This is a genomic window from Pontibacter ruber, from assembly GCF_023630205.1.
GTDB lineage: Bacteria > Bacteroidota > Bacteroidia > Cytophagales > Hymenobacteraceae > Pontibacter > Pontibacter ruber.
The window spans coordinates 1,328,002-1,341,248 of sequence record NZ_JALPRR010000001.1; the positions used below are offsets into that span (position 1 = coordinate 1,328,002).

The 13,247-nt window shown below is 46.2% G+C and carries 13 protein-coding genes and 1 riboswitch; of the genes, 9 read left to right on the forward strand and 4 right to left on the reverse strand.

What is annotated here, in order from left to right; translation table 11 throughout:
• The first annotated feature begins 33 nt into the window (after positions 1-33).
• Both MJ611_RS05950 and MJ611_RS05955 read left to right on the forward strand, forming a co-directional pair.
• Positions 34-261, forward strand: a complete 228-nt coding sequence (locus MJ611_RS05950; RefSeq protein WP_250428593.1) for a hypothetical protein — start codon at positions 34-36, stop codon at positions 259-261.
• Between the two features lie 219 nt (positions 262-480).
• Positions 481-744 (forward strand): hypothetical protein, encoded by a 264-nt coding sequence (locus MJ611_RS05955; RefSeq protein ID WP_250428594.1) that lies wholly within the window; start codon positions 481-483, stop codon positions 742-744.
• 70 nt (positions 745-814) lie between these two features.
• Here MJ611_RS05955 and MJ611_RS05960 read toward each other — a convergent pair whose 3' ends face one another.
• Positions 815-1,201 (reverse strand): Hsp20/alpha crystallin family protein, encoded by a 387-nt coding sequence (locus MJ611_RS05960; RefSeq protein WP_250428595.1) that lies wholly within the window; start codon positions 1,199-1,201, stop codon positions 815-817.
• Positions 1,202-1,709: 508 nt separating this feature from the next.
• Between MJ611_RS05960 and MJ611_RS05965 the strand changes: the two genes are divergently transcribed.
• From MJ611_RS05965 to MJ611_RS05985, 5 genes are all read left to right on the forward strand, one after another.
• Positions 1,710-3,395 carry a T9SS type A sorting domain-containing protein gene (locus MJ611_RS05965; RefSeq protein ID WP_250428596.1) on the forward strand — a complete coding sequence of 562 codons (1,686 nt, stop codon included), beginning with the start codon at positions 1,710-1,712 and terminating at the stop codon, positions 3,393-3,395.
• Positions 3,396-3,717: 322 nt separating this feature from the next.
• Entirely contained in the window at positions 3,718-4,356 is a 639-nt protein-coding gene (locus MJ611_RS05970) for an OmpA family protein (protein WP_250428597.1), read from the forward strand.
• 409 nt (positions 4,357-4,765) lie between these two features.
• A complete protein-coding gene (locus tag MJ611_RS05975) occupies positions 4,766-5,224 on the forward strand; it encodes a hypothetical protein (RefSeq protein ID WP_250428598.1) in 459 nt (152 codons plus the stop codon).
• Positions 5,225-5,409: 185 nt separating this feature from the next.
• Positions 5,410-5,745, forward strand: coding sequence for a hypothetical protein (locus MJ611_RS05980; protein ID WP_250428599.1), 336 nt, complete (start codon positions 5,410-5,412; stop codon positions 5,743-5,745).
• A gap of 100 nt (positions 5,746-5,845) precedes the next feature.
• The gene (locus MJ611_RS05985; protein ID WP_250428600.1) at positions 5,846-6,460 is read left to right on the forward strand and encodes a hypothetical protein; all 615 of its coding nucleotides are present in this window, start codon (positions 5,846-5,848) and stop codon (positions 6,458-6,460) included.
• A 166-nt stretch (positions 6,461-6,626) separates the two neighbouring features.
• Here MJ611_RS05985 and MJ611_RS05990 read toward each other — a convergent pair whose 3' ends face one another.
• From MJ611_RS05990 to MJ611_RS06000, 3 genes are all read right to left on the reverse strand, one after another.
• Positions 6,627-7,664 (reverse strand): hypothetical protein, encoded by a 1,038-nt coding sequence (locus tag MJ611_RS05990; RefSeq protein WP_250428601.1) that lies wholly within the window; start codon positions 7,662-7,664, stop codon positions 6,627-6,629.
• 135 nt (positions 7,665-7,799) lie between these two features.
• Complete coding sequence (locus MJ611_RS05995; RefSeq protein ID WP_250428602.1) at positions 7,800-10,181, reverse strand: ribonucleoside-diphosphate reductase subunit alpha; 2,382 nt, start codon at positions 10,179-10,181, stop codon at positions 7,800-7,802.
• Between the two features lie 348 nt (positions 10,182-10,529).
• On the reverse strand, positions 10,530-11,489 hold the full coding sequence (locus MJ611_RS06000; protein ID WP_250428603.1) for a ribonucleoside-diphosphate reductase small subunit: 960 nt from the start codon (positions 11,487-11,489) through the stop codon (positions 10,530-10,532).
• Positions 11,490-12,127: 638 nt separating this feature from the next.
• On the opposite strand from MJ611_RS06000, the gene rplU reads away from it, so the two are divergent.
• The gene (gene rplU, locus MJ611_RS06005) at positions 12,128-12,439 is read left to right on the forward strand and encodes a 50S ribosomal protein L21 (protein ID WP_250428604.1); all 312 of its coding nucleotides are present in this window, start codon (positions 12,128-12,130) and stop codon (positions 12,437-12,439) included.
• 70 nt (positions 12,440-12,509) lie between these two features.
• Positions 12,510-12,779 (forward strand): 50S ribosomal protein L27, encoded by a 270-nt coding sequence (gene rpmA, locus MJ611_RS06010; RefSeq protein ID WP_250428605.1) that lies wholly within the window; start codon positions 12,510-12,512, stop codon positions 12,777-12,779.
• A 293-nt stretch (positions 12,780-13,072) separates the two neighbouring features.
• A riboswitch (SAM riboswitch) is annotated at positions 13,073-13,182 on the forward strand.
• Positions 13,183-13,247 lie beyond the last annotated feature (65 nt).

The window sequence follows — 13,247 nt, forward strand, 5'->3', positions numbered from 1 at the left end:
GGGTCGTTAAAGTACTAGAAGACAGTTGGGGATATGAGGTTATTAAGAAATATTAAATTAGATAATTATAACTATTATAATGATAGGACACGGAAGATCTTCAGCATTGGCTACGAAGATCTGACGACGCTTATCTATTATACAGATAAGAGCAATAAATTCACGTTGGTGGTGGCAAAAGAAGACGATCCACCACTTATCCTGGAAAAACTGATTTCCAGAGCAGAAGCATTCAGAATAATGAACACCCGGCCCGAGTAGCCGGGTTTTTATTTTGCCTTCAGCATTCCGTCTTCCTTGTCGTATCTCCGGTCTCCTGATTGAAAGAAATGCTTTTAGCTGCAGTTATACTTTAATTGTGCTAAGGTGCTTTTGAAGTATAGCATGTTTTTAGTGTGATATCTTAAAATAGTATTGTTGGTCAGGCACTTTTTAGGCTAAAATTTTGCTCTTGCAGTAATAGCCAAAGTTAAAGTACCAATGTCCGAACCTACCAACATGACTGATGTAAACCAGGTGCAGCACATGTTTCTGTACGTGGAGAGCAGCGACGCTGTATGTATCCTGAACATTGCAGGCCACCCTTACCGGCTTCGTGAGCTGATCTTTATGATGATCGAAAACGGCTGCCGTGTGATGCAGACAACCGCAGACCAATTCAACGTATTCTGTTATGATAAAGAAACCGTAGAAGTATACGATTACCTTACAACCATTATCAAGGCAAGATTCAACAACCTCTGAATCAGCAATGCCTCCAAAAACAGAAAGGCTACCGCTTCTGCGATAGCCTTTCTGTTTTGATGGTTATAGTTTATAGTTGCTTTATCTCGATCTCTTGTGGCTTGAAAGTAGACTCGTGGTAAGGTAATTTCACCTGTAACTCACCATTTTGGTGCAGGGCCTCAATCCGGCTGATATCAACCTGCGGAGGTAACATAAATACCTTGTTAAAGAGCGGTACAGCCATTTCCTGGTTTTCGGGGCTGTGGAATAAAGAGAATATGGTAAGCTGGTTGCTGTGCAGCACCACTTTAAACGCATCCGGGTTCACTCCTGCGGCCCACACCTTAATTACAGCGCCACGGTTATACTTCTCGATATCTACGTAGGTCTCGCTCACACCTCCACTCACTGTATTCAGCAAATTGATCTGTTGGGCAATGCTTCGTAAAAATTCTTTATTTTTTATGATTTTCATCTCTGCCTCCTCTCTCGTTTCAGGGAGAATGATGCAAATGCGGTGCCAGTGTGTTTACAGCGAGGCGTAGCTTTGCTACATGTCTTAACTACGCCATAATGACCTGTTTACGGGAAAAAGAGCAAATTTGAGTCGACATTTTGTCGGGTTGTTATACCTTAAGAGAGTTAACTTTCAAGGTGGCTACTGTGGGTAGGCTCTTCTTAGATGTGTCTTCCTCATTTGGATGAAACTGTACTTAGATGTGGATTGTTCCCAATGATCAGTAACTTTTCCCATATAGGGATATTTTGCTTGTATTTGGAATGTCTTGCACAAATACTTAGAAAATAATTTACCCGATGTTGCACAATCAACTTAATAATGTAAAGGCTATATAGATAGACGCTTGTAAATAGAAGTACACGAGAAAGTATAAACTATTAAATGGAGCAAGACAGGCTTTTTGCTAAAAAAGGGAACGTGGCATATTTCTTTCATAAGGGGTGTTGCAATAGAGCAGCAGTATATGAAAAAACTTTACCCACTAGTACTTTTACTTTTAACGCTTACTTTCCCTGCGCTGGCACAGGTTATTATCTATCATGAAAACTTCAGCGGCACTGTAACCGGATATACATTTACAGCAGGTACATGGCTCAATGCTGAAACATCGCCGAGCACAGGCTATGCTTCAGGTGGTGCATACCTCAAAACGGCATCCAACATCGGAAGTACCAAAGTACTCCACCTTAACAACAGGTTTTCTACCTTAGGCTATACAGGCATCACCATTAAATGGACAGATTACCGAAGCAAGGTAAACGGAGCTAGTACAACGAGCAATAGCCCTGTCAAGCTATTCTACAGCATCGACAATGGTGTAAGTTTCTTAGAAGCCTCAGTTACACAAAATGCTACGACCAACAACGTCTGGAACCAGGCAAGTGCCTCGCTTCCAATCGGACTTTTGACTGCCGAAAAGATCAGGTTACGCTGGGAGATATCTACGCCGGCAAACCAGCAGGATTACTACGCTATCGACGACATAATCATTGAAGGCACTCCGGAGAGCGGTTTATCTTCTTTTGCATGGAAGAGCAGACCGGATGGGGAGAATCCTTTTGTAGCTTCGGCGGCAACACCTGCTCACTATACCGTAGACGGCGTAAGCATGAAGTGGTCAAGCACAAGTGATGCAGGTGTATCCCTGGCAGAAAGCTTTGTCGGAACGCGCTTTCAATCGCTAAACAAGTCGCTTGCCCTGGTGCAATCAGGAGCTACTGCCACTAAAGGCACTGCCGTTCAGGTGCAGTTCAACAAGCCGGTAGAAGATCTTACGTTCACACTGCTTGACATTGACCAGAGCAACAGCAAAGGACAGGATAAACTCCTTATCAAAGGGTATAGTAGCGGTAAAGAAGTACTGTTAGTAAAAGAAAAGCTATTCCGCACTGCATCCAGTCAATATAACGCCACGGCAGGCGAATTGCTGGGAGTATCTGGCACAGATGTAGCGGCAACTTCAAACATAGCTAACGTAAAGGTCTCTTTTGGCATAGCGGTAGATCGTGTTGTTATTTCTTACTATAACGCTGACGCAACGCCTAACCAGCAGGAGGTAGGCATCTACGACCTATCTTGGAGAAAGGACAATGCACTATCACCTTTGCCGGTAACGCTGGCATCTTTTAAAGGCAATGTGCAGAATACCGCCACAGTATTAAACTGGAGCACTGCTACCGAGATAAACAACGAGAAATTTGTAATAGAGCGCAGTCAGGACGGCCGTACATTCGAAGCGATTGGCACAGTAAAAGGCAATGGCAACAGCAGCGTATTGCTAAAGTATAGCTTCACTGATCTTAACCCTTTAAACGGCACAAATTACTACCGCCTGCGCCAGGTGGACTATGATGGTACTGTAAACCTATCGCACGTGATTGCCCTGAACTTTGCAGGCAAATTACAGGCAAAGGAACTGGCTTCGGTATACCCTACACTTGCTACGTCGGCGGTGACCATCAAAGTGCAGGCTGCGTCCGGCGCTGCCACGGTACAGGTTACAGACGCTGCCAGCAAAAGTATAGCACAGTACCTGAGCACTACCCAACAAGAGATCATGTTGCCGGTGCAGAACCTGAAGAGCGGCGTATACTTTGTAACCGTAGTAGACGGTGAAAAACGCGAGACAAAACGATTTATAAAGCATTAAACCGATCTGAACCTAACCTTAAGTAAAAGCCCCGGCTACCTGGCCGGGGCTTTTTTGTTTAATAGAGCATGGTAAAGCCTTCCTCTTAAATGGCAGGTAAGCTAAATGTATTATTCTGTTGTTTTCGGCCTCAAAAACTGCAGTTTTGCCTCGAAAAGAATATGCAGTTGATATCAGTGGAGCGGCTCCGGATCTGCTTCTCTCCTGCTCTGTAAGCTCTTGGCTGCTTATGATTTTTTTCCAGGCGTACCTTCTTCGGCTTCTACAACTATGATTATTCCTATTCGTACACAAGCCGTATTCAACTAAACAAGTAAGAACTATGAAAAAAATTAATACAATAATAGCGTGTGCAGCCCTGGCATTCTGTGTTGCCTGCAGCGACATGGACAGCAAAACTGAAACAAGCAGAAACGAAGCAGAAGAAGCCACTGCAGATACTGCCGTGGCCTTCGAGAATGAAAAGGATAGCCAGATTGCTGCCGATGGCTCTCCGGTTGATGTAGACCAAACAGGTGAGGCAGATTGGGATGTAGACTTTAACATGCCAACTGTAGACTGGCCCGAGTTTAAGGATACGGATGTGGAAGTGCGTGGTAATGACCAGTACAGCGTCTACTCTTTAGGAGAGAATGTGCTGTTTGACACCGACAAAGCTGAGATAAAGAAAGACGCAGAAGCAAACCTGCAGAAGATCAGTTCTTCTATAGCACAGCGCAGCAAAGAGGGGCAGGTACGAATCTATGGCTACACCGATGCTAAAGGCAGCGCCAGCTACAACAAGGAACTGGCTGAAAAGCGTGCTGAAGCAGTAAAGAACTGGCTCCAAAAGCAGGGCAAAATAGATGCTTACCGCCTGTCTGTACACCCGGTTGGTGAAGCCCGCCCTGCAGAGTCTAACGCTACGGCAAAGGGGCGTCAGCAAAACCGTCGTGTAGAGATCGTGGTGCGTAACAGCTAGTCCGCAGCAAGTATAAAGTATAGGACAGGCCTCCGGGAATTCTCCGGAGGCTTTTGCCTTTTTATACGGGCGTGCTTCGTTTCCTCTTGAAAACCCTTCGGCCCGGCAGAATGATCAGTGCATACTTCGGTATCTTCAGCAGAGAAGCAGCTGTAAGGTATAACACCAGCTTTTCCGGTATTGCTGAGGCAAACAGTGTATAAGTCTGCATACCAGCGCTGGGCAGGCAGGTATTTGTGCGCGTCTAACCAACTTTAAGCTTACTTTGGGAGTACAGTATCTAATCTGGGCATTGATTTAAATAGATCCTTCCAGGTTACCTAAGTAGTTCAGTTGGCGCAGCAAGGTAAACATACACAGCACTTTCGGGTTGTAAGCTGCAATAAGTACCATACTTCTTACATAAATTATGCTTAAACTTTATTATGAAACCGAGGCAATACGGGTTAGCTACGACAAAGATTTGCAGTTGGGCCTGGGTGAATGGAAGGGGTTTGTGAGCAGCGATGAGCTACGGGTAACGGCTATGCGCTCCCTTGATTTTATAAATCAATACAGTATCATACACTGGCTGTCTGATCGCAGTAAAATGAAAGCTATCCGGCAGCAGGACCAGCAGTGGATTGTAGAAGCGTTTATTCCTAAACTGCTTGAGAGCCCGCTGCGGCGTATGGCGAGTGTGGTATCGGAAGATATGTTTAATAAAATGGCGCTGAACAATATTTTGCAGCGTAGCGGAGGCTTAGGCGATATAGTTTTCTGCGATTTCGATAATCTGGACAACGCAATAGAATGGCTGAAACTACCACTTTCACCAGAGCCCTCTGCTGAGTCTGGAGATGCTTCTGTTTTGGGCCAGGAGCAGTAAAGCTGTTACACGTTATACTTAGGTACTCCTGTTGGCATACTACTTAAAGGACCTAAAGGAGTTTCCTTAAAAAAATATTTGGGTACCTTTGCTAACTATAACACAGGGTACCTTTAATGCAAGTATACTTTAAAAACAGTTTTGTAACGCTTTACTATCAAAAAGAAACCAGGTTCGGGAAAGCTGTGTGGAACGGACGTCTACAAGGGCCGGAGCTGAGAGAGGCTTTTCTGCTGTGCATGGAGCTTATCGATCGGTTTTCGTTAACAAGGTGGCTGGCCGACGATCGCCTTATGGAATCCATAAGCCCTGCTGACCTGCAGTGGAGTCTGGAGGTGTATGTACCCCGGGTAGCCAGAACTTCGCTGCTGCGCATGGCGCGCCTCCCCTCTCAGTTCGAAAACAACAACGAAGCAGTAGAGGTCATGATAGACAAGGGCCAGGACCACGTTGTTCATTTGATACACCGCACTTTCACAAGCGAGGCAGAAGCAATGGCCTGGCTGATGGAGCCGGTGTAGGCTGTGTTTTAGTTGCTCCTCTCTAGCCCAGACGCATGCAGGAGCTGCGCACGCTGCGAGGTCTTTTGCCGCTGATTGCTGAAGAGACGTATAAAGCCTCATGCAAAGAACGATCTCGTTGGAGCCAGGTAAGTATTACCACCTCTACACCAGGGGCAACAATAAGGAAACGTTGTTCAGGCAACACGATAACTATCACTACTTTCTGCAGCTCTACCGTAAGCATGTAACCCCTTATACAGATACTTTTGCTTATTGCCTGTTGCCAAACCATGTGCATTTTCTGGTACGAATAAAGGAAGAAGATGCGCTACGGAAAAAAAGTATTGTAGATGATTCGAATACGTTGGTAAGTGTACAGCGGCAATTAGGGCACTTGCTTAATGCTTACGCTAAAACTATAAATAACCGCTACGAGCGTGTCGGGCGACTATTTCAGCACAGGTTTGGCAGAAAGGAAGTTACCTCCGAGGCCTATTTCACGAGGCTTGTTTATTACATTCACTTCAACCCACAACATCACAGCCTGATAAAGGATTTTCGCAATTGGCCTTACTCCTCTTACCATAGTATACTATCGAACAGCAAAACGGTGCTGCAGCGGGAGGAGGTGTTGGCGTGGTTCGGCGGAAGAGAAAGTTATAAGCAGTTTCACGAAGGAAACGCCGCCGGGTTAGAGAGTATAGCCCCGATCATAGAAGAAGATGAGCTATAGCCAAGTATAAAAGCCTCGCTACGCGAATAGACCTCGCAGCGTGCGCAGCTCCTGCGAGCGTCTGGGACGGAAAGGCTGTTGCTTCGTGGAGAGGGCGTTGGAGGGGTTAGACGCTCGCGGGTCGTAAAGACGCCGCGAGGTCTATTGAGCTTGCTGCTGATCCAAGTTATGCTGTGGCAAGCATGTTCATACTTGTAGAGCTAAGTAACTTGCTAAACAACTTGATAAGCTGCTCTTCAGACTGTACATGCTTTGTGGATTGGGTATGAATTGTGTAGCCGTAATATGGTTCAAGGACAGAGGCAACAACATGTGGTTTATCAGAGCACACTATCATTTGAGTTTCTGGTCTATTGAATGTACTTCTAAGCAAATCGAGCAAGTGTGGTTCATCATTGAATGAATTACCAATGGCAACTACCTTGTCACACGATGATAGTAGACGCTTTAGCTCTAAGTAATTCACCTTAAGTACATGGTTATTCAATATTGAAGACTCTTTTCGGTAAGGATTACCATATATCATTAATGGTTTTTCATTAACAATTGCTTTTCCTACTTTAATGGTCCTATTTGGTCCATCAAAGTACCTGTATGAACCATGTATGTGTGCTATCTTATAATTGTACCTTCTGAACAAATCACAGTAGAAATCTTCGTTTATGAACCCATCCTTTAGTATAAACTTTCTCTTCATTTCATGTTTGCAGTAGTACGTTAGCAAACTATCAACTATCCCATCATAGTTGGTCGAGCATAGATAGAATTCACTGATGTGGTTCTTCTGTAGTATTGAGGTGAATGCGGCTCCAAAATTTGAGAAGACACGGTTGATTTTAGAGTACCCTCCATTTTCCTCGAATTTGGTAAACCTTTCTCCTACTCTTTGTATGTGCTCCTTTATGAAGATGTCCAATATGGCATGGGGAGATTGATCTGTAGAATTTATTTTATTACCTATGGTTGAGCTCTTTTGCAGTATGGATTGGATGTTTTCGACAGCTTCTAGCATGCGCTCTCCACGCCTATCTGGTATAAAACTCCCAAGCTGAAGCAGAGGGTAATCAAATTCTTGCCAAAGGTTGTTTAAGCTAATTAGTTCTTCATAAAGAGTAATATTTCCGATTGTTAAATCAGTTTGTGGCTTCACTATATCTGCTAACATATAGTTAAAGCCGCTTCCAATGAAGCAGACTACTTTCATTTGTTTTATTTTCTATCAAGCTAAAAGTATAGACAACAACATTCCACCCCACTGACGGGGAATCAGTGGTAACACAGGGTGTACTTGTTTGGGGTAAAAAAGAAGGAGGACATTAAGCCCTCCTTCTTCAGTTATTTACGATCCGCAAGCTTCGCAAGCGTCTGGATTGTCCAGCGAACAGGCCATGTCGCTGCGGTTCTGGTCTAGTTGGTTGTAAACCGGCTGCAGTGTTTCGGCGGCTTGTTTCTCTACTGTAAACTTGATGGCATCTACAGCGGCTTTGGTGCGCAGGTAGTACATACCTGTCTTCAGGCCACGCTTCCAGGCGTAGAAGTGCATGGAGGTTAGCTTACCGAAGTTCACGTTCATTACATGCAGGTTCAGCGACTGGCTCTGGCAAATGTAGGCGCCACGGTCGGCACTCATGTCAATTACCGTACGCTGGCTGATCTCCCACACTGTCTTATACAGGTCTTTAATGTTCTGCGGAATGTTCGGGATGTCCTGAACAGAACCGTTTGCCGCGATGATGTCATTCTTCATCTTATCGTTCCACAGGCCCAGCGCAATCAGGTCTTTCAGCAGGTGCTTATTCACGATCATGAACTCGCCTGAAAGTACGCGGCGCAGGTAGATGTTGGAAGTATAAGGCTCGAACGACTCGTTGTTGCCCAGGATCTGTGCTGTAGAAGCCGTAGGCATAGGCGCTACCAATAGCGAGTTACGCACGCCGTGCTCCATTACCTCCTGGCGCAGCTCTTCCCAATCCCAGCGGCCGCTGTCTGGTGTTACGCCCCACATATCAAACTGGAATTTGCCTTCCGATAGTGGAGAGCCTTTGAAGGTTTCGTAAGCACCCTGCTTCTTGGCCAGGTCCTTGGAAGCCGTCATGGAAGCAAAGTAAATGGTCTCGAAGATATCCTTGTTCAGGCCGCGTGCTTCCTCGCTCTCGAACGGCATACGCAGGTGAATAAAGGTATCAGCCAGGCCCTGCACACCCAAACCGATCGGGCGGTGACGCATGTTGGAGTTTTTCGCCTCCGGAACCGGGTAATAGTTGATATCGATAACCTTGTTCAGGTTCTTGGTTACGTGGTAGGTTACATCGAACAGCTTCTGGTGGTCGAACACTTTGTGGCCGTTCTCTTCTTTCACGAAGCGTGGCAGTGCCAGCGACGCCAGGTTACAAACCGCTACCTCGTCCTTGTCGGTGTACTCCATGATCTCGGTGCACAGGTTCGAGCTCTTGATCGTACCCAGGTTCTGCTGATTAGACTTGCGGTTAGCGTGGTCTTTGTACAGCATGTACGGCGTACCTGTCTCGATCTGCGATTCCAGCACGGCAAACCACAGGTCCTGTGCTTTCACGGTTTTGCGGGCACGGCCCTCGCGCTCATACTTCTCGTACAGGCGCTCAAAGTCCTGTCCCCAGCACTCGGCCAGGCCAGGTGCTTCGTTCGGGCAGAACAAGCTCCAGTAGCCGTTCTCCTCTACACGCTTCATGAACAGGTCTGGCGTCCAGAGGGCATAGAACAGGTCGCGGGCACGGTTCTCTTCCTTGCCATGGTTCTTTTTCAGGTCCAGGAATTCGAAAATGTCGGCATGCCACGGCTCCAGGTAAATCGCGAACGCACCTTTGCGCTTGCCACCACCCTGGTCTACGTAGCGGGCTGTGTCGTTAAATACCTTCAGCATCGGGATGATACCGTTGGATGTACCGTTGGTGCCTTTGATGTAAGAGCCCGTAGCACGTACGTTGTGGATGCTCAGGCCGATACCGCCAGCGCTTTGCGAGATCTGCGCGCACTGCTTCAGCGTGTCGTAAATGCCCGGGATGCTGTCGTCCTGCATGGCCAGCAGGAAGCACGAAGACAGCTGCGGCTTTGGCGTACCGGCGTTGAATAATGTTGGGGTGGCGTGCGTAAACCACTTCTCAGACATGAGATTATAAGTCTCGATGGCAGATTCGATGTCTTCCTTGTGGATACCCACCGCCACACGCATCAACATGTGTTGCGGGCGCTCTACAATCTTACCGTCTAAACGCAGCAGGTAGGAGCGCTCCAGTGTTTTATACCCGAAATAATCGTAGTTGTAGTCGCGGTCGTAGATGATAGAAGAATCCAGCGTAGCAGCGTGCTTGCGGATGATCTCGTACACATCTTTTGCGATCAGCGATGCGTTCTCACCGGTTTTAGGGTCTTCGTACGTATAAAGACGCTTCATGGTGTTGGAGAACGACTTGCTCGTAACCTTGTGCAGGTTAGAGATGGCCACACGGGCCGCCAGCACCGCGTAGTCCGGGTGTTTGGTGGTAAGCGAAGCAGCCGTTTCAGCAGCCAGGTTGTCCAGCTCCACGGTCGTTACACCGTCGTAAATACCATCGATCACCTTCTTGGCCACCTCAATCGGCGACACATAGTCCATGTTCAAACCATAGCACAGTTTCTCAATGCGTGCCGTGATCTTATCGAATTTGACGGATTCGCGTCTGCCGTCTCGTTTAACTACTAACATAACGTATACATTTAGCGGGTGTCAAAGGCCCGGATTTTTTGGATATAGGTATAGTGTAACTGCTGCATGTGCAGCAGGTTGAAACATCTTAATATTTACATAACAGAATACGCAGATACTGGCGTAAACCGTTGTAATACTAATCTTTATAAGGTAAAGCCTAATGCTTTTACGTGCGATGAGGCAGCCTGCCTCCGGTTGATGGCGCTGTAGCCAACTATGGTCCCGGATTGTGTTGCTGCAGCCTTTTCAGGGCATGCTTTGTCCGGGCAAAGTATAAGTAAGCCGGGGGAAGGGGATGGCACCTTTCCCCGATGGCTTCCTAAACATAGGTATTTTCTGATATTATTAAAAATCTTCGTCGAGCGAAAATACGTTTTTGTCAGAGCCGCCCAATACGCCGGCTTTCTGATACTCACCCACACGCTTCTCGAAGAAGTTAGTCTTACCCTGCAGCGAGATCATCTCCATAAAATCGAATGGGTTGGTGGCATTCCAGATCTTGCCGTAGCCCAGTGCCACCAGCAGGCGGTCGGCCACAAACTCGATGTACTGGCTCATCAGCTTCGCGTTCATGCCAATAAGATCTACCGGCAGTGCGTCTGTTACGAACTCCTGCTCAATGGCTACCGCATCGCGGATGATCTCATGCACACGGCTCTCCGGCAGTTTGTTCTGCAGCATAGAGTATAACAGGCAGGCAAAATCGCAGTGCAGGCCTTCGTCACGGGAGATCAGCTCGTTAGAGAACGTAAGCCCTGGCATCAGGCCGCGCTTTTTCAGCCAGAAGATAGAGCAGAACGAACCTGAGAAGAAGATGCCCTCCACGGCCGCAAAAGCGATCAGGCGCTCAGTAAAATTTTCGCTGTTGATCCATTTCAGCGCCCACTCTCCTTTTTTCTTCACGCACGCCACTGTTTCCAGCGCGTTAAAGAGGTAATCTTTTTCTGACTGCTTCTTTATATAGGTGTCGATCAGCAGGGAGTAAGTTTCGGAGTGGATGTTCTCCATCATGATCTGGAAGCCGTAGAAGCAACGTGCCTCAGGCAGCTGTACTTCCTGCATAAAGTTTACTGCCAGGTTTTCATTTACAATGCCATCCGAAGCAGCAAAGAATGCCAGCACATGGCTGATGAAGTGGCGCTCCCCGTCGTTCAGGTTTTCCCAGTCCTTCGTGTCCTGCGAGAGGTCGATCTCCTCTGCGGTCCAGAAACTGGCTTCGGCCTTTTTATACATCTGCCACACCTCATCGTGCTGTATCGGGAACAAGACAAAGCGGTTTGGGTTCTCTTTTAGTATTGGCTCCATAAACGCGTAAACTTTATATAGTAGGTTAATAGATCTGACAAGCCAGCTACGGCTTCAAAGCTATTTGATCTCTCTTCAGGCAGGCACCAGCTTTGCAAGAGCCTGCGGAAAAATCAGGAGTTCAAATATAGAGAAATGAACTTGAAAATGAGGTCCAAAGTTGTTCAATTTCTCCACACTTATTTAACCAGCTGTTAACCTGTATGTTGTGTTGTAATGCACAGGGTTATCCACATAGTGGATAACATATATAGATTAGCTAAAATATTGTAAACCAACTATAAATGCAGCGCCGTGAGCATGAAAAATGATTTTAGCTACAACAGAGAGTTGTAGGGTTGGCGAAAGTACAAAAATGAGAAGGTTGTTCCGGCTTGGAAGTAAGTAGCTGGTAGGATGATGGTGTGGATTTGTGGAAAAGTACTGGATTTGGGAATGCGTGTAAGATGTTGCTGTGTAGTAAGTTGTGCGGGTTTTTCACAGATACGTAAAATTGGCTTGCTGATTTCAACAGCGTTTTCCACAAAAGTGTGGATTAGTGAAGTGGAAAACAGAAGGAATTAAGCAGCAACCATTTGCATATTACAATCAAGACCACTACTTTTGCAGACTAAATCTAAAAATATACATTGAAGCTGATGTACGCAATTGTAGAAATCGCAGGTCGACAGACCAAAGTAGAGAGCGGTAAGTTCATCTACGCTAACAAGCTTTCCGGCAATGATGGTGACGCCGTTGAGTTCGCCAATGTTCTTCTTACTGATGATAACGGTACTGTTACGCTTGGCGCCCCTTTTGTAAGCGGTGTTAAAGTAACTGGTAAAATCGTTTCAAGCCTTGTTAAAGGCGACAAAGTGATCGTTTTCAAAAAGAAGAGAAGAAAAGGATACCGCAAGAAGAATGGCCACCGCCAGCAATTCACAAAGGTCCTGATCGAGAGCATTGGATAAGCAGTAAGAAGAAATTAATCGTTGAATCTTTTCAGTTTAGTTCGCTAACCTGAGTTAAATATTAAAGAAAATGGCACACAAAAAAGGAGCTGGTAGTTCTAACAACGGCCGCGAGTCACACTCCAAACGTCTGGGTGTTAAGATTTACGGTGGCCAGGACATCATCGCTGGTAACATTATTGTAAGACAAAGAGGTACTGCACACCACCCAGGTCAGAACGTGGGTATGGGCAAAGACCACACGCTGTTTGCAATGGTTGACGGCATCGTTGAATTTAAGAAAGGCAGAAAAAACCGTTCTTTCGTTTCTGTAATACCTAAGGTAGAAGCCGAAGCGTAATTCAACCCAGTATCATGCTGCTTCAGGGCAGTTATACGATCAGGAAAGGGATGCATCAGCATCCCTTTTTTATTTGCCTCATCTAAAAGGTTTTACAGTAACCTATCTGCTGAGGCGGCGTATAAATAGACATAAAGGGTTATAGATTGGAAATCAATTAAACTCTTTTAGGAAAAGGACACTTGAAACGTGTCCTTTTCTGTTTTTATCCATTTCTGTTACAGCTGCAACTGTCTTTGCCAACCCGCGCAACAAAAATTCGCATTTTGCGGATAAGTATAGTAACTTGCAGCTTCTTATCAAGAAAGACCGAGGGATAGGGCCCTATGACGTCTTAGCAACCTTGTACAAGCCTGGTGCTAATTCCCTTCCCAGCTATACGTTAGCCGGGAAAAGATAAGAAAGTATATCCTGCCTTAGGGTGTCCTTCTTGATAAGACAATGCAGAAGACTTACGAGAAGAAAGAC